The following is a 22,467-nucleotide window of genomic DNA, read 5'->3' on the forward strand; positions in this document are numbered from 1 at the left end:
TTCTGACCTTTCCATTTTAGCTAATCCTTGATATATTATCAGAAAATTAAGTTAATTTTTAAGGAGATGATGGACAATGACAGTTAAGAGTTTGGATTCAACAACCTGTGATTATTGCTCTGGAAAAGGCTATTTTCAACTAGTACTAGGCGGATCAGAAACCTGTACGTGCTGTAATGGAACAGGCAAGAAAAAAGAATAAGGTTTTTTACCTTTTCTGTACCGGTTTGATAACGAGCCATAACTGCTTCTTCGAGACTTTCGAGGGGCTTTTTTTTTTCGTAAGGAAAGTATTGCCTTGCAAAAATAATTCGTTTATATTGACTCCCTTTTCGACATTAAGTACACTAAATGTTGATGTATAAGGGGGAATCTCGGATGCAAATGAGCATTGTGGTCTTAATCATTTCGATTTTATTATTCTTTGTTTTATTTTTTGGAATTGGATTTATCTTAAATATGCTTCTAAGAATGTCATGGGTTATGGCAGTAGTTTATCCAATTGTGGCAATTTTTATTGTAGATAAAGTAAGGTTTAGTGAATATTTTACAAATAGTAAAATGGCCTTCAACGAGTTGGGCCACAGGTTTACTTCGCTGGCAACTGCAGATATTCTTATCTTAATAAGTGGGCTTGCTGGTGCAGTCGCAGCTGGTTTTACAATCAAGCTTTTACGAAAAAATGGATACCAAATGTTTTAAGACTTTTAATAAATGAATACCAGATGATTTTAGACTTTTACCTCTAGGTAAGGGTCTTTTTTGGGGAACAAGGATTTAAGGAATAGAAAAATCAGTTCTAAAAATTTTCCTCCTCCTTTTTTGAATAATTTCCTCTAGCTTGGGAATGAATATTTTGGGAGGAGTGAAAATTTTTATGAATAAAATGAAAAATTGGACTAGGCGTTTTGCGATGGTGTGTCTTTTCTTGATGGCAATATTAGCGACCTTCCAATCTATTTCCGGAGTAAATGCCGAGTTGCTAATTAAGCAATTTGCATCGGTTATCTCAACCACTGAAACCGTTGCTGGAACCTCACGTTCCTTAGAAGACGAAATTGATTGGTCAAAATATCCTAAGCTAACTGTTACAGCCACTGGTTATACTGCGGGAGTAGAATCAACAGGAAAGAGTAAAGGTCATCCTGAATACGGGATTACCTACTCAGGAGTAAAAGTTAAACGTGATTTATTTTCAACGATCGCAGCAGATTTATCTGTTTTTCCGATTGGAACGATTCTCTTTATCCCTGGATACGGGTATGGAGTTGTAGCTGATAAAGGCGGGGCTATTAAAGGGAATGAACTAGACCTTTATTATGAAACGGTAGATGATGTTTATAATAAATGGGGGAAAAAGAAGTTAGATATTTATGTCGTCGAAAAAGGTAATGGGAAACTGACAGAGCAAACACTCAAATCATTAAATGAAGATAAATCGATGCAAGTTTTTCGCGGGCAATACATTAGCTCGGAGAAACGATAGAAGCAGGCTGCTGGCCTGTTTTTTCTTTTAATAAATTTCAAGATAATTAGTTAGTCGAAATAAACGTTTATTCGTTATAATAAAAATACAATATTATGGAGGTGAAGTAGTTTGTTTGATGTTAAAAAGGAAATAGACCTATCTACTGAGCATGAGGGTTTAATCATTGGTCTTTTTGATAAACCAGAAAAATTTTCAGGATTATTGACAAGTCTTGATTATCGGTTCGAAGGCCAGCTTACAAACCTAGTAAAATCGGGTGATTTATCGGCCAAGTTAAAAAGTATCAGTAAAGTACATAGCTTTGGTAAAATCGGTGCAAAACGAATTTGGTTTGTTGGTCTAGGGAAAGAAAAGGATTTAACCTTCGATAAACTAAAAGAAGCGTTTGGCAGGCTTTTTAAGGAAATACAAAAGAGTAAAATTGAGGAAACCGCTGTTTATTTAGATTCCTTTACAGCAGTGGAAGTAAATGGTTTAGATGCCTCACATGCGTTGAGTGAAGCACTTTCTCTTTCCACTTACCAATTTGAAGGCTACAAACAAAAATCGAACGAGCCTGAGAAAAAACTCGAGCATGTGACGATTTATTGTGATACATATGAGGAAGATGAAGTCGAAGCATCACTAACTGTAGGGTTTGCGTTTGGAAAAGCAACGAATTCGGCGAGAACACTTGTTAACCTCCCAGGCAATATGTTGAAAGCAACAGATATGGCTAATTATGCCAAAGACCTTGCTGTAAGGTATGATTTCGAAGTGGAAATCTTAGATAAAGCAGAGATCGAAAAGCTCGGTATGGGAGCCTTCCTTGCAGTTAACCAAGGGTCCACAGAGCCGCCAAAAATGATTGTCCTGAAATATCAAGGAAAAGACCAATGGAAAGATGTCATCGGCCTCGTCGGAAAAGGGATTACCTTTGATACAGGCGGTTACTCTATTAAAACAAAAGCTGGAATTGTTGGGATGAAAACGGACATGGGCGGAGCAGCAGCAGTGCTAGGGGCAATGGAAATCATCGGCGAGACCCAGCCAGAGCAAAACGTGGTCGCGGTCATTCCATCCACAGATAATATGATTAACGGTCATGCCTTTAAACCTGATGACGTCATTACCTCGATGAGCGGTAAAACCATTGAGGTTTTAAATACCGATGCAGAAGGGCGCCTTGTGTTAGCTGATGCAGTTACCTATGCCAAGCATCATGGCGCAGATTACCTGGTAGATGTGGCAACTTTAACCGGTGGAGTGATAACAGCTCTTGGCCTCCATACTACTGGAGCAATGACTAACCATGAGCAATTATATCAACAGGTGTTAGAAGCTTCGGTGGAAGCTGGTGAGCAGATGTGGCAGCTGCCATTATTTGAAACGGAGATCGAGCGGGTAAGAAACAGTAAAGTCGCCGATTTAAATAATTCCCCAGGCAGTGAAGGCCATGCGCTTGTTGCTGGGGCGTTTATCGGTGAATTTGCCGAAGGAACACCGTGGGTACACTTAGATATCGCAGGGACGGCAACCTCTTCCAAGGCATATGATTTAGGTCCAGCTGGGGCAACAGGAGTCATGACCCGTACACTTGCCTTATTTGTAGAACGGTTTGAACCAATCGAGAAATAACCACTTGAATTGTCCTCATGACCGCCTCATGAGGACAGTTTTTTGCTTTAAGATGCAGATTTCCATGACATCTATCTATATTGCTATTGATTGCGTTTCTCCTCGCCGTAGAAAACCAATATGTCGTTTTGGCGATCTTTTTCGCCCACTCCAAACCCCTTTATTTCGCATATGAAATAGTGTAGGCAAGTATAGAGCAAAAGGAGGTATGGTTATATGTACCCTTATCGAAGTCACTACCCAGTACAAGATCAAAGGTTTATAGGTTTTGGATTGCCTTTGGCAATAGGTGGGCTAAGCTTTTTAGGAGGTTTAATAGGAGGCGGACTAGGTGCTTCATTTGCGGCACGTCCATTTTACGGAGGATTCGGTTACCCTGGATATGGGTATCCTGGTTTTGGAGCTCCCGGTTTTGGAGCCCCTGGTTTTGGAGTTCCTGGTTTTGGAGCCCCTGGTTTTGGAGCCCCGTATTACTATTAATGAAAGAGAAACAGCTCTAGTGGGGGCTGTTTTTTTCTATAAAAGAATTAATTGCAAAAAAGGAAAATTAATAAATAAAGCGAATAGATTAATATAGACAACATTTTACATATTGGAGGAATAGAAATGATTGAAAACACATTACTGAAAACTCTTGGAATTGAAATTACCCATTTAGAAGAAGGTAAGGTCATTGCAACAATGCCCGTTGATGAACGAACCCGACAGCCATTCGGATTACTCCATGGGGGTGCATCTGTTGCATTAGCCGAAACGGTTGCAAGTGTTGGTGCTTACGAATTGGTAAATAAAGAGACCGAAGCCGTAGCTGGTTTAGAAATTAATGCTAATCATGTTCGTCCCAAAACGGAAGGGGTTGTTACAGCGGTAGGAACTGTCCTTCATCAAGGGAAATCGACTCAGGTATGGGACATTAAAATTACCGATGAGAAAGACCGCCTTGTTTGCGTGTCTAGATGTACGATGGCGGTCATTAAGTTAAAAAGATAAAAACGTACATACCAAGATTGTATATAAGGATGGAGTCATTCCCATTCTTTTTTATATTGATGAAAAATTTAAAAAATTAACTTTAATTTCATGTTATAATGTAAGAAATAAAAAAATAGAAAAAAAGCACAATTCTTTGTACAGGTTTCTTTATATAATGTATTAAGAAGAAACGTAAAGGTGGTGAAATTGATGAGAGCAAGGCGGCAATATTTGTTTATCGATTTTGAGTTTACAATGCCTGAACGAAATGTACGAATGAAGGACTTTTATGCAGAAATTATCGAGGTTGGAATAGTTGCAGTCGTTGATGACCAAGTGACGGAACAGTTTTCTTCCTTTGTGACTCCACTTAAATTCCCAAAACTTACGGAACGCTGTAAATCCTTTTTACATATTTCCCAGCTGCAAGTAGACAAGGGTTTATCAATTTTTGAACTTGTAAAAAAATTGGAGGAGTTCAATAAGCATAATTATGAAACAACCATTGTTACGTGGGGAAATATGGATATGAAGGTCCTTCGGCATAATTGCTTAAAGGCAGGGGTTGCTTTTCCGCTCAAGGCAGGTGAATTAGATCTTTCCATGGAATATAAACGCTTTTTTGGTGACCAAAATCAAACTGGCCTCTGGAAAGCTGTACAGGAATATGGGAAAGAAGGGACAGGCAGGCATCACCGAGCACTTGATGATGCGTTGACTACCTTTAATATATTCAAGCTCGTTGAAAAGGATAAACGTTATTTAGAAAAACCAGAACCAACGACAATTGGTGATCGGATTGATTTCTCAAAGTTATTAAGCGAATTCGCATAAAAGGCCAAATCATTCAAACTGATTTGGCCTTTAGCATTTTTATAATTTATAATCTTTTTCTAGCGATTCTAATGCCTTTAAGCTCATCTCAGCCCAATCTGAAGATGTCTCGGCCAGTTCCTTTTTCATAATGGCTACGGCCTCTTTTAAGGACTCCATATAGTCTGGAACTTCATTTTCGAAGGCCTTAACCATTTTGTATGGAATATTCGCTTGCTCACGATAGCTGAGCGCTTTTCTCTCATGAAAAATAAGTACATCAGCATCTTTCGGATTATGTAAATCTCCTTGCATCGGATGTTTAAGTACTGCGAGGATTCTTACTAAATAATGCTGTGGGCGTACTTCTGTTATTTCTCCGATATATTTTCCTGTTTTATAAATGGCTGTTACGATTTCACCGATTTGTAATTCTGACACAACAAACACCCCTTTCGCTTTTCCTCTTTCATTTTAATATGAAACATAGTAAATTTAAAACATTGTGAGGAAATTATTTCGGTTAAAGTGAAAAAAATGGAGGAATGATATATGAGAAAGAATTTGCAAATCTTGTTTACATTATGGGCGATTGTTTTAGTATTGGCCGCATGTGGGACAAGCACAAAGAAAGAAGAATCCACACCGAAAACGACGACACCAAAAACGGAACAGAAGGAAGGGGACCAACAAGTGACAAATGAAGGCTTTCCTCAACTTTCAACCGAGGTTTCCGATGATGAAAAGCTTGTTGAAATGGAAACATCAATGGGAACAATTAAAATCAAATTATTCCCTGAGCATGCACCAAAAGCGGTTGAAAACTTTGTAAAACATAGTGAAGAAGGTTATTATAATGGACTAATTTTTCACAGGGTCATAAAGGATTTTATGATTCAGGGCGGGGATCCGAACGGGAACGGAACAGGCGGAGAGAGCATCTATGGGAAGCCTTTTGAAGATGAGTTTTCAAAGAATCTTTATAATCTCCGCGGTGCCTTATCCATGGCAAATTCGGGCAGCAACACTAATGGGAGTCAGTTTTTTATTGTGCAAAGCTCTTCACTTGATCCAGCAATGAAAGAACAAATGGAAAAGGCTGGGTATCCAAAAGAAATTATTGAAGCTTATAATAAAAACGGCGGTACACCGTGGCTGGATCATCGTCATACGGTTTTTGGCCAGGTGATTGATGGCATGGATATCGTTGATAAAATTGCCAACACTCCAGTTGGTGCCCAAGATAAACCAAAAAAAGACGTTATCATTGAAAAGATTAAGGTTTTAAAATAAAGAAATGATTATCGAATGGATAAAGTGGTAGGAAACATTTTTTGTTGCTATAATTAATTTTTAGAGCAGTTCCTTGATAGAAAGGGAGAAGGAAAATGTTTCAACCATTGGTACTTTCTTTATTTTTATACTTTCCAGAAGATAAATCAGAATATATTCCTGCTGCAATTACGTTTGCAATTTTTTTAATTGGAGCCTTTCTTACGATGCGATTAATAATTGTGGTTTCCAAACGGGAGGCCCAAAAAGCAAAAGAATTAGAAGAACAATTAAAAAATCAGCAGCCACCACAAAGGAACAGTTAACAAATAACTGTTCCTTTTCATTTATCCTTCCATTGGATAAAGGAGGGGGTGATTGACCATACTAAGGGCAAATTGGCTAGTGTGGGGGTATACATATGAAGAAAAGCTGGTTGATCATTCCACTGCTCATTCTTACAGGTTGTACTGAAAAGGAAATTAGAAAGATTGATGTGGAAATGTATAATGCAGTGGGAGATTCGCTTGGTAAAGTTAAGTTAGCTGAGCAAGCTAGTGGTGTGAAATTATCAGTGGATTTAAAGGGCCTTCCAGCTGGGGAACATGCCATTCATATTCATGACAGCGGGAAATGTGAGGCTCCAGATTTTAAATCTGCAGGGGACCATTTTAATCCTGAGAATAAGGAACATGGGCTTCTCCATCCTAAAGGTGCCCACGCAGGGGATCTTCCTAATTTAATCGTCGAGGATGATGGGTCAGTTAAGGCAGACTTAATGGCACCCAATGTTACCTTAAAAGATGGAAAAACTTCATTGTTTACAAAAGAAGGAACCACGATTGTGGTTGATGAAGGAAAAGATGATGGCATGACACCACCTGCAGGAGATTCTGGTAAACGGATTGCTTGCGGTGAAATTACTAAAGATAAAAATGCAGGTCAAAAGAATGCACAGGATGAGAAATAATAAAATTTTAATGGCTATCACCGAAATGTGATAGTCTATTTTTCATCATGAAGGTTTTTATTTTGAGAAATTTTCTTCTAAATAGGTAGTAATCTAAGCTTATCCTAAAAGTGGACATACACTAGCAGGGAGACAGTTTAGGAGGCGAAAATAATGGAAAAAAGGCAATTCTTTGGAGGATTTCCGGGACAACCTGGTTACCAACAAATGGGAGGATACCAACAACCTGGCTATCCACAAATGGGAGGATACCAACAACCTGGCTATCCACAAATGGGAGGATACCAACAACCGGGCTATCCACAAATGGGAGGATACCAACAACCGGGCTATCCACAAATGGGAGGATACCAACAACCTGGCTATCCACAAATGGGGGGATACCAACAACCGGGCTATCCACATATGATGGGTGGATATCATCACGGATCCCCTCAAGGCATGGGAGGGTTCCCGCAAATGATGGGAGGACAACAAACAGGATCCCCTCAAGGCATGGGAGGGTTCCCACAAATGATGGGAGGACAACAAACAGGATCCCCTCAAGGCATGGGAGGGTTTCCGCAAATGATGGGAGGACAACAAACAGGATCCCATCAAGGCATGGGCGGATTACCGCAACTGATGGGCGGACAACAGCATACTGGGTTCTCTCAAGGCATGGGCGGCTCCCAGCAGAGTGGACAAAAACCACCAACTAAACCCACGCAGCGTAAAGAAAAGAAATAACAAATAAGAAATAATATGGTGAGAGAAAACTGTTCCTTCATAACCGAGGGAACAGTTTTCTTATCCCTTGATTTATTTCCCTTTTTTCACGACAATGAGTTTATAAATAAATGTTAAATACATAGGAGTGCACAACAAAAATGGAGAATAAATTGTATTATCAGGACGCATATATAAAAGCCTTTACAGCGTTGGTGTTAAAACAAGAGCAAGACTCAACTGGTAATTGGTACGTGGTTTTGAATCAGACCGCTTTTTATCCAACTGGTGGCGGACAGCCACACGACTTAGGAACCCTTGCTGATCAAAACGTATTAAATGTTGAAGAAATCGACGGGGAAATTCGACATTATCTTGTGGGGCCATTACAAGGGATAGGGAAGGAAGTATCTGGTATCATTGCTTGGGAACGACGCTATGATCATATGCAGCAGCACGCTGGACAGCATATTTTATCTGCGGCCTTTGACCAGTTATTCGAGTTCAAGACCGTCGGCTTCCATTTGGGTGCGGAATTGCTCACGATTGATTTAGAGACAGAAAATCTAACCCAGCACCAAGTTCAAAAAGCAGAAGAAGTTGCGAATCAGATCATCCTTGAAAACAGGCCGATCGAGATTAAATGGGTGTCTGAAGAAGAGTTGACTCAATTTACACTACGAAAAGAAACCAAGGTCAAAGAGGATATTCGCCTTGTTATTATTCCAGATTTTGATTATAACGGCTGCGGTGGCACGCATCCAAAGGCAACTGGTGAGGTTAGCGCAATAAAAGTATTGGATTGGGAAAGGCAAAAGAAAAAAGTTCGAGTCCAATTTGTTTGTGGAAACCGAGTGCTTAAGCAGCTTGGTCAAAAACAAAAGGTGCTGCTAGAATTAACAAAGATTCTTAATGCACCGGAAAAAGAAATGGAACAAGCTGCCCTTCGTCTCCTTGAAAATAATAAAACGTTAGAAAAAGCCCTGGAACAAACTCAGGAAAACCTTCTCCATTATGAGGCGCAAGACTTACTTGGAAAAAGTAATCCGAATAAGCAGAAACTCGTCAGTGAAGTATTTCAAAATAGATCGCTTCAATATCTGCAAAAACTTGCCCGAATCATCACTGCGGAAGATGAAACAGCTATCGTTTACTTTGTTTCACAAACTGAAAATCGGCTGCAGCTAGTTTGTGCAAGGGGGGCATCTGGAACGGAAAGTATGAAGAAAGTAATAGCCAAGGCGCTTTTCCTTATAAACGGAAAGGGCGGTGGAAATGATTCCTTTGCCCAGGGTGGCGGTGAAGCCCTGATGTCAGGGGAGCAAATGCTGCAGCATATATTGGAAACAGCACAATAGTCACGCAACGCAAAAGAGGCCTCCATTCCAAGGAGGCCTGATGCAATCAAAGCTATTACACCTCCCTATATAAAAAGTATACAGGGTTGACCCCAGGGCAATATAAAAGTGCCTATTTAATCAAAGGTAAGGATGGTTGAAGTAAATTATTAGTTTGAAAGGGTGAAGTTAGTGGGGTTTTTAGATGGATTGATGGGTAACGCATCAGAGGTAAATGCCGCCGATGTACAGCGGGAATTTGGAAAAGTGCTTTCACCGAATGAGCAAATTGATAAAGCGTACAAGTTAATTCGTGACATGTTTATTTTTACCAATAAACGTTTGATTTTAGTGGATAAACAGGGGCTAACGGGTAAAAAGGTTGAATACCATTCCATTCCCTATAAAAGCATTACACATTTCAGCATTGAAACTGCGGGAAACTTTGATTTAGATGCGGAACTGAAAATATGGATTTCTGGAAATGCCCTGCCATTACAAAAACAATTTAACAAGAACTTAAACATCTACGAGCTTCAAAGTGTTCTAGCTGAGTATGTTCTTAAGTAAGTGAAACAGTGTATTATGGTATACTATTTAAAGCAAAAATTAGGAGTAAAAGCATATGAGAAAAGAGCTTCAAATAAATTTGCAATATGTTGACGTATTAAATGAGTGGGACCCATTCCAATTGACCAACGGAGGATATGAAACAGAAATCGCTGATACGATCCAAGCGATTCATGAACTTGATGCCTCGGATGAGTTGGCAAAAAAAATACAAAGCATTTATGAATTTTCATTTGAAAAGGTAATACCAATGGAAAAATGTCTGAAAGTAGCAAAAGAATTACTAGCTATTAAAGCAAATGATTCTTGTTCCATTTAGCAATTTAGGAAAAAAAAAGGGACATACCATTATTGGATGTCCACTTCAAAAAGGGGGGAATACTAGAAAGCCTTATGATATAAAGGTTTTCCAGTATTCCCTTTTTTTATACCGTCATGGAAAGAAAAAACGGATTATTTTACCATAAGGATCATTGCATCAAAAAAATGGTTGAATATGTTATTGTTTTAATAACTCTGCAGCTGGGAGATCTAAAACAGTAGATAACTTTAACAGTGTCTGCGTACTTGGAATTTGTTCGCCAGATTCGTATTTCTCAATTGTGTGTGATCCAACTCTGATTTTTTGTGCCAGCTCCTCTTGAGACATGTTGAGCATTTCGCGGGCATTTTTAATGGTTTGGCCGATTGTATTCATTTGGTTCACCTCTCCTTTAAAAATAGATTTCCTCATTATTAGTGTATCACGTTTGGTATATCTTTCTCCTGCACAACTTGAACATTATGTTAAGATTTTTGAATGAGCCCTTTTTATTTAATATTTTAATCTTTTTTGATTAAAGGCATTCTTTGTGATATAATATTATAATGCATATATAATGGATAAAATAATTAATCACTTAGGAGTGTTTTCATGTCAGAAAAGATCGAAACTGGAAGTATATTAGCAGGTAAAGTTACAGGAATTCAACCATATGGAGCGTTTGTTGCGCTTGACGATAATACCCAAGGCCTTGTGCATATTTCTGAAATTACACATGGTTACGTGAAAGATATTAATGAACACCTTAAAGTAGGCGATGAAATTAAGGTTAAAGTATTATCAGTAGATGAAGGTGCAGGCAAGATTGGTCTGTCCATCCGTGCTACTGAAGAGGCACCTGTTCAACAGCAGGCTGCTCCAAAAGCAAAGAAGCCTCGTAAACGCCAAGCAGCTGCGATTATTCCAGAAGTGGAAGGTCAACAAGGCTTTAACACATTAAAAGATAAGCTTCAAGAATGGATTGACCAGTCTCAACGTGAAGATTTAATTAAAAAATAAATTTTAAAAAAAGCCTAGTCCAAATGCTATGATTTTAGCAGTGGACTAGGCCTTTTTTTTATGCACAAAAATTATGCAAAAATATAGCCTTTTTCATAAATAAAAGTTTGGATGAAGTGTTCATTCTTTTTTCAAGCTCGGCTACAATAGAACTATATATACATATCCCAGCTTTGAAATGGAGGAAATTTCATTATGACAACAAACGTTAATTCGAATGAATTAATCGCAAAAACGGAGAAATACGGTGCGAATAACTATCATCCATTGCCAATTGTCATCACTCATGCAGAGGGTGTTTGGGTAGAAGATCCTGAAGGGAATAAATATATGGACATGCTTAGTGCTTATTCTGCGGTAAACCAAGGGCATCGTCACCCACGAATTATTCAAGCGTTAAAGGATCAAGCAGATAAGGTTACATTAACTTCTCGTGCTTTTCATAATGACCAGCTGGGCCCATGGTATGAAAAAGTTTGTCAATTGACGAATAAAGAAATGGTGTTGCCAATGAACACAGGGGCGGAAGCAGTGGAAACAGCTGTGAAAACGGCGCGACGTTGGAGCTATGATGTTAAAGGTGTGGCAGAGAACCAAGCAGAAATTATTGCATGTATTGGAAACTTTCATGGCAGGACCATGACGGCAGTCTCCTTATCATCTGATGATGAATATAAACGCGGATTTGGACCAATGCTGCCAGGAATCAAACTTATTCCTTATGGTGATTTGGAGGCATTAAAAGCTGCGATTACGCCTAATACTGCAGCGTTTTTAATTGAACCCATTCAAGGTGAAGCTGGGATTGTCATTCCGCCTGAAGGATTTATGAAGGCGGCCTTTGATTTATGTAAGGAAAAAAATATTCTGTTTATTGCTGACGAAATTCAAGCTGGTTTGGCCCGAACAGGTAAAATGTTCGCTTGCGAGTGGGAAGGGATCGAACCTGACATGTATATCCTCGGTAAAGCACTTGGCGGCGGCGTGTTCCCTATTTCGTGTGTAGTTGCTAATAAAGATATTTTGGGTGTTTTTAATCCAGGATCGCACGGTTCTACCTTTGGTGGAAATCCGATGGCATGTGCGGTTTCAATTGCTGCACTTGATGTGCTAACGGATGAAAAACTTGCTGAAAAATCCCTTGAACTTGGTGATTATTTTCTCAGTAAATTAAAAGAAATTAAAAATCCGTTAATCAAAGATGTTCGTGGCCGCGGCTTATTTATTGGTGTTGAACTAACGGCACCGGCCCGCAAATATTGTGAACAATTAAAGGACCAAGGTCTACTCTGTAAGGAGACACATGATACGGTGATTCGTTTTGCGCCGCCGCTGGTTATCAGTAAAGAGGAATTGGATTGGGCGATAGAAAGGATAAACAACGTTCTAGGATAATGGACTACTAATTAGGGGTGCCAAAATGGGGATTTATGATGTAACGAGTAGTGAAGATGAAAAGGATATAGAGAAATTGAACCTACTCACATCAACACAGATTGTTATTCATGATGCATTAAAAAAAATAGGCTATAACCAAGAAATGTACGAATTATTAAAAGAACCGTTAAGAATGTCGGATGTCAGAATTCCTGTTCGGATGGATGATGGTTCTACAAAAATTTTTAGCGGGTTTAGGGCACAGCATAATGATGCGGTTGGACCGACCATGGGTGGTGTCCGCTTTCATCCTCAAGTGACTGCTAATGAGGTAAAGGCATTATCGATGTGGATGAGTTTAAAATGCGGAATTGCTGACTTGCCTTTTGGAGGGGGAAAAGGAGCGATTCTTTGTAACCCCCGAACGATGTCATTCGGTGAGCTTGAGCGATTAAGCAGAGGTTATGTACGTGCAATCAGTCAAATTGTCGGACCTACAAAGGATATTCCGGCACCCGATATGTATACAAATTCTCAGATTATGGCCTGGATGATGGATGAATACAGCCGTCTTCGCCAATTTGGCTCTTCCGGTTTTATTACAGGCAAGCCACTTGTACTTGGAGGTTCTGAAGGGCGGGAGAAGGCTGGGGCAAGGGGAGTAACCATTTGTATTGAAGAAGCGGCCAAAAAACGCGGAATGAAGGTAAAAGGAGCCCGTGTGATTGTCCAAGGATTTGGGAATGCTGGCAGCTATATCGCTAAATTTATGCATGATGCGGGAGCAATCGTGGTAGGTATATCCGATGTTTATGGTGCCCTCTATAACCCGGATGGTCTAAATATTAATTATCTCTTGGATCGCCGGGACAGCTTTGGTACGGTGACTTCGCTTTTTGAGGGGACAATTACCAACAAAGAATTACTAGAGCAGGAATGTGATGTGTTGGTCCCTGCAGCGATTTCAAATCAGATTACAGCTGAAAATGCCTCCAACATCAAAGCAGGAATTGTCGTAGAAGCGGCAAATGGACCGACGACGCTGGAGGCAACGAATATTCTTACAGAACGAGGGATTCTGCTCGTTCCAGATGTTTTGGCAGGTGCTGGAGGAGTTACAGTCTCCTATTTTGAATGGGTTCAAAATAAGCAGGGGTTATATTGGAGTGAAGATGAGGTGGAGGTTAAATTACGTACCAAGCTTATTAAATCGTTTCATGATATTTATCATCTTTCGCAAACTAGCAACGTCAATATGCGATTAGCCGCATATATGGTTGGTGTAAGAAAAATGGCGGAGGCCTCCCTGTTTAGAGGATGGGTATAAAAAAAATCCTTGCATTATTCAAGATGCAAGGATTTTTTTGTCTAGATCTTAGCTAGTTTTTTTTGCAAATTGAACCATAATAACTAATAATGGAAAAGGTAAAGGATGGTGTTTTATTTTGGAAAATTTTACATTTTTGAATCCAACCAAATTAATTTTTGGAAAAGGTGAGTTGGAACAATTAAAAACAGAAGTACCTCGTTATGGTAAAAAAGTTTTACTCGTCTATGGCGGCGGCAGTATCAAACGAAGTGGCTTGTATGAAAATGTTATTAGCCTATTAGCTGAAATCAGTGCTGAGGTTTTTGAACTCCCGGGAGTGGAACCGAATCCAAGGATAACTACCGCACGAAAAGGGGTAGAAATTTGTAAACAAGAGGGGATTGAATTCTTGCTGGCAGTTGGCGGCGGCAGTGTCATTGATTGTACAAAACTAATTGCAGCGGGAGCGAAGCATGATGGGGATGCCTGGGATTTAGTCGTTAAAAAGGCGCTTGCAGAAAATGCACTTCCTTTTGGAACCGTCTTAACACTTGCGGCAACAGGCTCAGAAATGAATCCAGGTTCCGTCATTACTAATTGGGAAACAAATGAAAAATATGGCTGGGGAAGTCCAGTAACTTACCCAAAATTCTCGATATTAGACCCAGTTAATACATTTACGGTTCCAAGGAATCAAACGATATATGGAATGGTCGATATGATGTCACATGTCCTTGAACACTATTTTCACTTAGAAGAAAATACAGACTTTCAAGATCGCATGTGTGAATCACTGCTTATTACTGTAATGGAAACCGCGCCAAAATTGCTCTCAGACCTAGAAAATTATCAACACCGGGCAACAATCCTTTATTGCGGTACAATGGCTCTCAATGGCATCTTGAATATGGGATATCGCGGCGATTGGGCTACTCACAATCTTGAACACGCTGTATCAGCAGTCTATGATATCCCACATGGCGGGGGTCTTGCTATCCTATTCCCGCACTGGATGCGCCATAATTTAGCGGTGAAGCCGGAACGTTTTAAGCAGCTTGCTGTTCGGGTGTTTGGGGTTAATCCTGAAGGCAGGAGTGCCGAAGAGGCAGGGCTTGAAGGCATTCAAAAGTTACGTGAATTCTGGAATAGCATCGAAGCACCTTCACGGTTAGCCGATTATGACATTGACGATTCCAAGCTTGAGTTAATGGCGGACAGAGCGATGGAAAACGGAGAATTTGGAAACTTTACTAAGTTAAACCGTGAGGATGTATTGGCTATTTATCGTGCATCACTATAATATATCGATTGTGAAGAAATTTGTCGAAATTGGATACGCTTACACGAAGTGACCTTCCTTGATAATAATCTCATCATTCGATAAAGTGGTTAGTGAAAAATAAATTTTTGGAGGATCATGCATGACACACGTTCGTTTTGATTACTCAAAAGCATTAAGCTTTTTCGGAGAACATGAACTTACATATTTACGAGATGCTGTAAAAGTTGCTCATCATTCTCTACATGAGCAAACAGGTGCAGGCAGTGACTTTTTAGGGTGGATTGAACTTCCAACCAACTATGACAAGGAAGAGTTTTCACGCATACAAAAATCAGCTGAAAAAATCAAAGCTGATTCTGATGTACTTCTTGTCATTGGAATCGGTGGTTCATACCTTGGAGCAAGAGCTGCGATCGAAATGCTCCAGCATAGTTTTTACAATGCATTGTCAAAAGAAAAACGAAAGACACCTCAAGTAATATTTGTTGGTAATAATATCAGTTCTACGTACATGAGAGATCTAATCGACGTCCTCGACGGAAAGGACTTCTCTATTAATGTTATTTCCAAATCGGGAACGACAACCGAACCAGCAATTGCTTTCCGCATTTTCCGTAAGCTTCTTGAAGAAAAATATGGTCAAGATGAGGCGCGCAAACGAATCTATGCAACAACGGACAAAGCAAGAGGTGCTCTTAAAACTTTAGCAACAGAAGAGGGCTACGAGACATTTGTGATTGCCGATGATATTGGCGGCCGTTATTCTGTCCTAACAGCAGTAGGGCTGCTTCCAATAGCAGTAAGCGGAGCAAACATTGAAAAAATAATGGAGGGCGCCGCACAAGCACAAACCGACTTTGGTCATTCTGAACTCGAAGATAATGCCGCCTACCAATACGCTGTCGTTAGAAATGTGCTGTATAATAAGGGCAAGACAATTGAAATGCTGATTAATTATGAGCCAGGACTACAGTATTTTTCAGAGTGGTGGAAGCAGTTATTTGGAGAAAGTGAAGGGAAAGACCAAAAAGGTATTTATCCATCTTCAGCAAATTTTTCAACGGATCTTCACTCGCTTGGACAATATGTTCAAGAAGGTCGTCGTGATTTATTTGAAACCATTATTAAGGTCGACAAGCCGCGCCACGAGTTGAAAATTGAAGCTGTCGAGAATGACTTAGATGGGCTGAATTACCTCGCTGGTCAAACGGTTGACTTTGTTAATAATAAGGCATTTCAAGGGACCATGCTTGCCCACACAGATGGCGGCGTGCCGAACTTGATTGTTAATATTCCAGCAATGGATGAATATACATTAGGCTACCTTGTTTATTTCTTTGAAAAGGCCTGCGCGATGAGCGGCTACTTACTGGGTGTAAATCCTTTCGATCAGCCAGGGGTAGAAGCATATAAAGTAAATATGTTTGCTCTCTTAGGAAAACCGGGATATGAAGAGAAAAAGGCAGAATTAGAAAAACGATTATAATAAACCAGAAAGAGAACTGATAGTGAATAAATCAGTTCTCTTTTTTTTATTGAAATTTACCTGATTTGGAGAAACTAATTGTATCGATGATTAGGGGGTAAATTTTTATGATTGAGGTACCATCAAAGGTGGAAGGTAAGCAGTTTGATTTGTATAAGCTTGAAAAAAAACTAAAACCAATCGGCTATACGATTGGCGGGAACTGGGATTATGATCATGGTGCATTTGATTATAAAATTAATGGTGGTGAAGAAGAAGGCTATCAGTTCTTGCGCTTGCCCTTTCAAGCAGTCGACGGGCAGCTTGATGCTAATAATTGTACCGTTAAGCTAGGACGACCGTTTCTATTGTCGCACCTATTTGAGGCAGAACTAGATGACGAAGCAGGAACAGGCACCTTTTCTGGAACCATCAATCAGTTTCAAGAGCCAATCGATAAGGATGCTAGCTTTCCACAAGCATATATCGATGAAGGGAAAGCATTGGTACAGGAATTGGAAATGCTGCTCCTAGCTGATTAGGCTATTTAAAAATTAACAGTTGATCCTTTTCTTCGATTGGCAAGGAGTGGGATGGATTTAGCAAGGTTTCATCCCCTCTTTGAATCCCAATCAGAAGGAAGCCCTTTTTTAAAAGGATATGGCAAACATCGCTGAAGGGCTTTCCAATCTCCTGTTCCTCGGCTCGATAGGAGGACAGTCGACTTTCCTGTAACTCATGAACAATGTTTGATAAGAGTCCATTCCCATTCGAGTGCAGGCTGTTAACCATAAAAACACATGTCAGTTTATTGGATTGTATGACTTCATCGGCACCAGCTCTAAAGGCGTTAACCACTTGCTCAGCCGTTAATATTTCAACGATACATTTTACTTGAGCACATATCCCTTTTATCGTTAGTAAGGTAAGAATACTGTTCATATCTGCTTGGAGTTCATCGTTTCCTCTGTCAGCAGTAATCAGCACCTTCTCCGCTCGATTGATATCACTTTTGATAATCGTTTCATCGACATGGCCTTTCCCTTGGATAAAGTGGACAAAACGTGAGTTCACTGGGTTTGCTTCAAGTGTTTCATCTATTAAAACAATCATTTGTGCGAATTTCGTGTGGGTAAGCTTACTTATTAACTCTTTTGACCGTTCATTCCAACCGATAATGATGATATGGCCCTCGCCTTTAAATGGAATTCTCCCTTCGGAAAAGGCATCTTGTTTCGTAACGGCAGCAGCTGCCAATGTTCCAAAATAGGAAGAAACAAATCCAACACCCAACAGTATTAAAATTAACGCTGTTAGTCTGCCTAAGAAGGAATGTGGTACATAATCGCCATATCCGACTGTTGATGCAGTAATAATGGCCCACCAAATGCCATCGAAAATGGTTGGAAACGTATCAGGTTCTAATAAATGAATGGATATTCCAAATGAGAGAAACACTAGCAACGCAATTAATAGAATTCGAACGAGGAGCGGTAAACGCAAGAAACTGATATATACTCTGTTTGGCACGAATGTCACCTCTTTTCTCGTGATCTAGCTCCATCACTTAGATTTGTTGCTGAACCAGTTATTCCTATTATTGACGAAAAAGAATCGATCTAATAGGACTACTTGATAATTTTAAAAATAGGTCAATGTTCACAAAAGATACGAATATTTTTCTCTAATCTACTTGTATTTAATGCTTAAAACTTATAAATTATGGTTATTAACATTTATATATTTACAACATCGAAAGAGGGTTGGTTTCATGGGGATTGGTTTGAATACGCTACTATCAAAAATTGAAAAAACAAGGTCAGAAATGGTTGAATTAGCGCATCTTTACGGTTATTCTAATCCAAATGTAGTACAATGCAGCCAGAAACTCGATTCTCTATTAAATGTCTATTATAATTTTCGAAAACAATAATTCATGTCCACAACATAAAACCTTCCGGTAAACCCGGAAGGTTTATTTTTGTCAAATGGGAATAATATTTTCCCGATAGGCAAACGTTAAAACGGAATTGTCCTTTTTAAGTTTTAACCTATGAGGTGAAGAAGAGTGCTTATTAAAACCAAAAAAGAGCAAAGATTCATCATCTTTGCTCTGCTTGTTATAGCGGTCTATCTTTCTCCACTATTTATTCTCCAGGAAGATGCGCATATACGTGTTCATGATAATCTTGATTCGAACCTGGCTTGGTATAAGGTTTTAACGAGAAGTGGAGAAATGTTCGGCCCTGTTGATGCGAAGATTCCCCAAATCATCAATGGACAATTATCGAGAAATGCCTTTGGGACTGAATATAGTATCATTGTCTGGCTCTACGCCCTTTTTCCAACAATGATTGCCTATGGTTTAAGCCAAGCCCTGACAAGAATCGTAGCTTTTTTTGGCATGTATTGGCTCTTAAAAAAACACTTTTTACCTGGGGAGAAATGGCTGTTTTTACAAATTGGAACCGCTCTTGCCTTTGCCCTGACGCCTTTTTGGCCGTCTGGGATGCTGAGTACTTTGGGGATGCCGCTTGCACTTTGGGCACTTCTTAACATTCGCAAAGGTGAGGGAGCTTGGTCGGATTTATTGGTGCTCACCCTCATACCTTTTTATGCAAGCATTGTTTTAGGATTTTTCTTTTTTTTAACTGCGATCGGGTTCTTATGGATAACTGATGGTGTAAGAGGGAAGGGATGGAACCTTCGTTTTTTGGCAGCGATTATTTATATGACCGTCATTTTTATGTTCGTTGAATATCGGCTCATTTTTTCATTTCTATTAATTGATGAACAGAATAGCCGGGACGAGTATCTTCATGCCACCTTGCCTTTTTGGAGAGCGATCAGGCTTACCATAAAAAATTACCTGCTCGGACATACCCATGTGATGACGGTTCATACACTGTTTATTTTACCTGCAACCTTTACAGCCATTTGGATTGTCTTCAGGAAAAAACTTTGGAGGCAGGAGAGACTATTTGTTTTTTTATTCGCTCTAAATATTTTGCTATCGATCTGGTATGCTTTTTGGTTTTATGAAGGATGGGCGCCTATAGTTAACCGATTCCATTTTTTGGCTACCTTTAATTTCGCCCGCTATCACTTTTTACGACCGATGGTCATTTATGCAGGCTTTGCCCTTGCATTAAAAGTCCTTACTCTTCAAGGGCAGGGGTGGGTTAAAGCCGCAAAATGGTATGCCGTCCTGCAACTCCTCTTTTTATTCCTATTTAATGATGAAATCATTTATCGGGAAAAGCCTACTGTCAAAGCATTTTTTGCTGAGGAAATGTTCCATGAAATAGAGGAATATATCGCACTTCCAAAGGAAGAATATCGTGTTGCCAGTATAGGAATACACCCAGCCATCTCTCAATATAACGGGTTTTACACACTGGATACCTATAATAATTTTTATCCATTAACCTATAAACATCAGTTTAGGAAAATAATTGAAAGGGAATTGGCTAAAAATAAAAAGGTTCGCACCTATTTTGATAAATGGGGAGGCCGTTGTTACATTTTTACCGCACAGCTTGGAAAACATTATATGATCAAAAAAGATTCTAAACGTCATTTGAAACATTTAGAACTGAATACGGGTGTCTTTAAAAAAATGGGAGGCCGCTTTATTTTTTCGGCGCTGCCTATCGATAACGCAAAGGAAAATCAATTGTTGCTAATGAAAGTATTCGAATCGAAAACATCAGCATGGAAAATATATCTATACAAGACTTTGTAGACAGCGGGGGTTTTAAACAGATGATGGAACCAGTTCTTACAATTGTTGTGCCTTGCTATAACGAGGAGGAGGTTTTACCTTTGACCATTGCTGAGCTCCAGCAATTGGTGAAAGAGCTGATTAAAGATAGGCTTGTTTCTAAACAAAGCAAGATCTTGTTTGTTGATGATGGAAGTCAGGATCGAACATGGGAATTGATTTATAAAGAGGGATTAAGAAATGAATTTGTAAGGGGCTTAAAATTATCCAGAAATGTAGGTCACCAAAATGCATTACTTGCTGGTTTATTTACAGCAAAGGATCTTTCTGATTGCGTTGTATCCATTGATGCAGATTTACAGGATGATATCAATGTAATCCGTGAGTTTGTCCTGAAGTTTCATGAAGGGTGTGAAATTGTTTACGGTGTAAGGAAGGGGCGTGACACGGATACTCTCTTCAAACGAAGTACTGCCCAAGGATTTTATAAGATCATGGAAAAGATGGGGGTTGACCTCGTTTATAATCATGCCGATTTCCGATTAATGAGTAAAAGAGCAGTGCAAGAATTAGAACGATTTAGCGAAGTCAATTTATTTTTACGGGGGATTGTTCCTCTCCTCGGCTTTCGCTCAGATATAGTTTATTATGACAGGCTAGAGAGACAAGCGGGTGAAACGAAGTATCCTTTAAAAAAGATGCTCGCCTTTGCTTTTGACGGTATTACCTCCTTTTCTGTTTCGCCGATTCGCTTTGTGTTAATCATCGGTTTGGTTTCTTTTTTCTTTAGTCTATTCTTTGGAGTCTATTTTTTAACGCTAAAGTTTTTTGGGAATACCGAGACGGGCTGGACGTCACTGATTACTTCGATTTGGCTTATTGGCGGCTTGCAGTTAATTGCAATCGGATTGATTGGCGAGTATGTAGGGAAAATTTATAAAGAATCAAAACAGCGTCCAAAGTATATTGTTGATATCGATTCCTTTAATCTGGCAAAACCAAGGCACCATTTGCTTAATCCAACAGTAGAGGATGAGTTTTATAATCTTGACCTTAGACAAATATCTGAAACCAACAACTAACTCACTTGTTCGATTTCTCCTTGTAGGCATTGTAAATACAATTATTGGTTTGACTTTTATGTTCTTTCTTCTTAACGTTGTGGGCTTATCCTACTGGACATCCACATTTGCAGGAAATGCGATCGGGGCATGTGTAAGCTTTTTATTGAATCGGTCGTTTACGTTTAAAAGTAATGTTTCCTTCCATAGAGGTCTGCCCAGGTTTTTCGCGCTTCTTTTTATTTGTTATTTTTCCGCCTATTTCTGTAGTGTGAAATTGGTCGAGCTGGCAAGTCAATTTGTTCTTCTTAGCACGTCTATTAAGGAAAGTGCTTCCGTTCTATTAGGCAGTACTTTGTATACAATAGCCAATTATCTTGGACAAAAGTATTTTGTCTTCAAAAATCTAAAAACTGCGTGATAGTTTTCCTGAATTATTAGTAAGCTCATTTTATTTTTTTGTCGTACAAACCTATTTCTCTGAATAAAAATGGATAGACAAGCTTCTACTCATTTATTAGGGGAGAGATATGGATGAATGTATTCTTGAGCTACATACTTTTAGGATTGTCACTAGCGGCTCCTATTGGACCGATTAATGCCGCGCAAATAGACAGAGGCATAAGAAACGGTTTTATGAACTCATGGCTTATTGGAGTAGGGGCAGTTGTCGCAGATGGCATATATATGTTTGTTGTTTACATAGGAGTTGTCCAATTTCTTGAGACTCCATTTATGCAAACCTTTCTCTGGTTTTTTGGTTGTTTTGTACTGATGTATACAGGCATAGAAACCTTTATGAATGCAGGCAAGATTAATTTAGTGCATTCCAGAGGGAGGGAACCGCTAATCAAATCATTTTTTTCTGGGTTCCTAATGTCGATATCCAATCCGTTAACCATTCTTTTTTGGTTAGGTATTTATGGGTCTGTCCTTGCCAAAACTGCTGCAACCTATAATACTGGTCAATTAGTGATTTATAGCAGTGCAATTTTTATTGGACTCTTAATCTGGGATATTGCGATGGCAAGTGTCGCTAGCAGCTTCAGACAATTTTTAACAGCCCATTTACTTGTAGTCATTTCCTGCCTATCTGGTCTTTCATTGATTGGCTTTGGGCTTTATTTTGGCATGCAAGCTTTTAATATTTTACTTGGATAACAAAATAAATCCAGCGAAA

The 22,467-nt window shown here is 39.3% G+C and carries 27 protein-coding genes and 1 pseudogene; 25 read left to right on the forward strand and 3 right to left on the reverse strand.

Annotated features, from left to right (window positions below):
* The first annotated feature begins 76 nt into the window (after positions 1–76).
* From ACSU6B_RS03115 to kapD, 7 genes are all read left to right on the forward strand, one after another.
* Positions 77–202: a YuiA family protein gene (locus tag ACSU6B_RS03115; RefSeq protein ID WP_215002681.1), complete on the forward strand. Its 126-nt coding sequence runs from the start codon at positions 77–79 to the stop codon at positions 200–202.
* Between the two features lie 176 nt (positions 203–378).
* Entirely contained in the window at positions 379–702 is a 324-nt protein-coding gene (locus ACSU6B_RS03120) for a YuiB family protein (protein WP_214714945.1), read from the forward strand.
* A gap of 175 nt (positions 703–877) precedes the next feature.
* Entirely contained in the window at positions 878–1,486 is a 609-nt protein-coding gene (locus ACSU6B_RS03125) for a 3D domain-containing protein (RefSeq protein ID WP_214714946.1), read from the forward strand.
* Positions 1,487–1,597: 111 nt separating this feature from the next.
* Positions 1,598–3,106, forward strand: coding sequence for a leucyl aminopeptidase (locus tag ACSU6B_RS03130; RefSeq protein WP_410882663.1), 1,509 nt, complete (start codon positions 1,598–1,600; stop codon positions 3,104–3,106).
* Between the two features lie 216 nt (positions 3,107–3,322).
* Positions 3,323–3,586 carry a hypothetical protein gene (locus ACSU6B_RS03135; RefSeq protein ID WP_215002675.1) on the forward strand — a complete coding sequence of 88 codons (264 nt, stop codon included), beginning with the start codon at positions 3,323–3,325 and terminating at the stop codon, positions 3,584–3,586.
* 126 nt (positions 3,587–3,712) lie between these two features.
* Positions 3,713–4,096 (forward strand): hotdog fold thioesterase, encoded by a 384-nt coding sequence (locus ACSU6B_RS03140; RefSeq protein WP_410882665.1) that lies wholly within the window; start codon positions 3,713–3,715, stop codon positions 4,094–4,096.
* A gap of 192 nt (positions 4,097–4,288) precedes the next feature.
* Positions 4,289–4,912, forward strand: coding sequence for a 3'-5' exonuclease KapD (kapD, locus tag ACSU6B_RS03145; protein ID WP_410882667.1), 624 nt, complete (start codon positions 4,289–4,291; stop codon positions 4,910–4,912).
* A 39-nt stretch (positions 4,913–4,951) separates the two neighbouring features.
* Here kapD and ACSU6B_RS03150 read toward each other — a convergent pair whose 3' ends face one another.
* The gene (locus ACSU6B_RS03150; protein ID WP_215002671.1) at positions 4,952–5,332 is read right to left on the reverse strand and encodes a kinase-associated lipoprotein B; all 381 of its coding nucleotides are present in this window, start codon (positions 5,330–5,332) and stop codon (positions 4,952–4,954) included.
* A gap of 111 nt (positions 5,333–5,443) precedes the next feature.
* Here ACSU6B_RS03150 and ACSU6B_RS03155 point away from each other — a divergent pair, with 111 nt between their 5' ends.
* The 7 genes from ACSU6B_RS03155 to ACSU6B_RS03185 all read left to right on the forward strand — a co-directional run bounded on the left by ACSU6B_RS03155 (position 5,444) and on the right by ACSU6B_RS03185 (position 10,067).
* Positions 5,444–6,184, forward strand: coding sequence for a peptidylprolyl isomerase (locus tag ACSU6B_RS03155; RefSeq protein WP_410882670.1), 741 nt, complete (start codon positions 5,444–5,446; stop codon positions 6,182–6,184).
* A gap of 95 nt (positions 6,185–6,279) precedes the next feature.
* A complete protein-coding gene (locus ACSU6B_RS03160) occupies positions 6,280–6,489 on the forward strand; it encodes a hypothetical protein (RefSeq protein WP_410882672.1) in 210 nt (69 codons plus the stop codon).
* A 95-nt stretch (positions 6,490–6,584) separates the two neighbouring features.
* Positions 6,585–7,133, forward strand: a complete 549-nt coding sequence (locus tag ACSU6B_RS03165; protein WP_410882674.1) for a superoxide dismutase family protein — start codon at positions 6,585–6,587, stop codon at positions 7,131–7,133.
* 153 nt (positions 7,134–7,286) lie between these two features.
* Positions 7,287–7,862, forward strand: coding sequence for a hypothetical protein (locus ACSU6B_RS03170; RefSeq protein ID WP_410882676.1), 576 nt, complete (start codon positions 7,287–7,289; stop codon positions 7,860–7,862).
* A gap of 140 nt (positions 7,863–8,002) precedes the next feature.
* Positions 8,003–9,199 carry an alanyl-tRNA editing protein gene (locus tag ACSU6B_RS03175; RefSeq protein ID WP_410882678.1) on the forward strand — a complete coding sequence of 399 codons (1,197 nt, stop codon included), beginning with the start codon at positions 8,003–8,005 and terminating at the stop codon, positions 9,197–9,199.
* Between the two features lie 171 nt (positions 9,200–9,370).
* Positions 9,371–9,748, forward strand: coding sequence for a PH domain-containing protein (locus tag ACSU6B_RS03180; RefSeq protein ID WP_410882680.1), 378 nt, complete (start codon positions 9,371–9,373; stop codon positions 9,746–9,748).
* A gap of 55 nt (positions 9,749–9,803) precedes the next feature.
* On the forward strand, positions 9,804–10,067 hold the full coding sequence (locus ACSU6B_RS03185) for a DUF1871 family protein (RefSeq protein WP_215015418.1): 264 nt from the start codon (positions 9,804–9,806) through the stop codon (positions 10,065–10,067).
* A gap of 180 nt (positions 10,068–10,247) precedes the next feature.
* Here ACSU6B_RS03185 and ACSU6B_RS03190 read toward each other — a convergent pair.
* Positions 10,248–10,517 (reverse strand): annotated as a pseudogene (locus ACSU6B_RS03190) (helix-turn-helix domain-containing protein); the annotation flags it as partial.
* A gap of 144 nt (positions 10,518–10,661) precedes the next feature.
* On the opposite strand from ACSU6B_RS03190, the gene yugI reads away from it, so the two are divergent.
* From yugI to ACSU6B_RS03220, 6 genes are all read left to right on the forward strand, one after another.
* Complete coding sequence (yugI, locus tag ACSU6B_RS03195) at positions 10,662–11,069, forward strand: S1 domain-containing post-transcriptional regulator GSP13 (RefSeq protein WP_215002656.1); 408 nt, start codon at positions 10,662–10,664, stop codon at positions 11,067–11,069.
* 195 nt (positions 11,070–11,264) lie between these two features.
* A complete protein-coding gene (locus ACSU6B_RS03200; RefSeq protein ID WP_410882682.1) occupies positions 11,265–12,464 on the forward strand; it encodes an ornithine--oxo-acid transaminase in 1,200 nt (399 codons plus the stop codon).
* Between the two features lie 25 nt (positions 12,465–12,489).
* Positions 12,490–13,773: a Glu/Leu/Phe/Val family dehydrogenase gene (locus ACSU6B_RS03205; protein ID WP_410882684.1), complete on the forward strand. Its 1,284-nt coding sequence runs from the start codon at positions 12,490–12,492 to the stop codon at positions 13,771–13,773.
* Between the two features lie 118 nt (positions 13,774–13,891).
* A complete protein-coding gene (locus ACSU6B_RS03210; RefSeq protein ID WP_410882686.1) occupies positions 13,892–15,055 on the forward strand; it encodes an iron-containing alcohol dehydrogenase in 1,164 nt (387 codons plus the stop codon).
* 121 nt (positions 15,056–15,176) lie between these two features.
* On the forward strand, positions 15,177–16,523 hold the full coding sequence (locus ACSU6B_RS03215; protein ID WP_215002648.1) for a glucose-6-phosphate isomerase: 1,347 nt from the start codon (positions 15,177–15,179) through the stop codon (positions 16,521–16,523).
* Between the two features lie 107 nt (positions 16,524–16,630).
* Positions 16,631–17,044 (forward strand): YugN-like family protein, encoded by a 414-nt coding sequence (locus ACSU6B_RS03220; RefSeq protein WP_410882688.1) that lies wholly within the window; start codon positions 16,631–16,633, stop codon positions 17,042–17,044.
* Position 17,045: 1 nt separating this feature from the next.
* Here ACSU6B_RS03220 and ACSU6B_RS03225 read toward each other — a convergent pair whose 3' ends face one another.
* A complete protein-coding gene (locus ACSU6B_RS03225) occupies positions 17,046–18,032 on the reverse strand; it encodes a potassium channel family protein (protein ID WP_410882690.1) in 987 nt (328 codons plus the stop codon).
* A gap of 241 nt (positions 18,033–18,273) precedes the next feature.
* Here ACSU6B_RS03225 and ACSU6B_RS03230 point away from each other — a divergent pair, with 241 nt between their 5' ends.
* The 5 genes from ACSU6B_RS03230 (at position 18,274) to ACSU6B_RS03250 (ending at position 22,448) form a co-directional block, all read left to right on the forward strand.
* Positions 18,274–18,435 (forward strand): aspartyl-phosphate phosphatase Spo0E family protein, encoded by a 162-nt coding sequence (locus tag ACSU6B_RS03230; protein WP_215015433.1) that lies wholly within the window; start codon positions 18,274–18,276, stop codon positions 18,433–18,435.
* Positions 18,436–18,570: 135 nt separating this feature from the next.
* Positions 18,571–20,247: a DUF6044 family protein gene (locus tag ACSU6B_RS03235; RefSeq protein WP_410882693.1), complete on the forward strand. Its 1,677-nt coding sequence runs from the start codon at positions 18,571–18,573 to the stop codon at positions 20,245–20,247.
* A gap of 20 nt (positions 20,248–20,267) precedes the next feature.
* A complete protein-coding gene (locus ACSU6B_RS03240; RefSeq protein WP_410882695.1) occupies positions 20,268–21,308 on the forward strand; it encodes a glycosyltransferase family 2 protein in 1,041 nt (346 codons plus the stop codon).
* Positions 21,259–21,708: a GtrA family protein gene (locus tag ACSU6B_RS03245; protein WP_410882697.1), complete on the forward strand. Its 450-nt coding sequence runs from the start codon at positions 21,259–21,261 to the stop codon at positions 21,706–21,708. The genes ACSU6B_RS03240 and ACSU6B_RS03245 overlap by 50 nt, the downstream gene beginning before the upstream one ends.
* 113 nt (positions 21,709–21,821) lie before the next feature.
* A complete protein-coding gene (locus ACSU6B_RS03250; RefSeq protein WP_410882699.1) occupies positions 21,822–22,448 on the forward strand; it encodes a LysE family transporter in 627 nt (208 codons plus the stop codon).
* The last annotated feature ends 19 nt before the right edge of the window (positions 22,449–22,467 follow it).

The sequence above is a fragment of the Neobacillus sp. C211 genome (assembly GCF_051842875.1).
GTDB lineage: Bacteria > Bacillota > Bacilli > Bacillales > Cytobacillaceae > Neobacillus.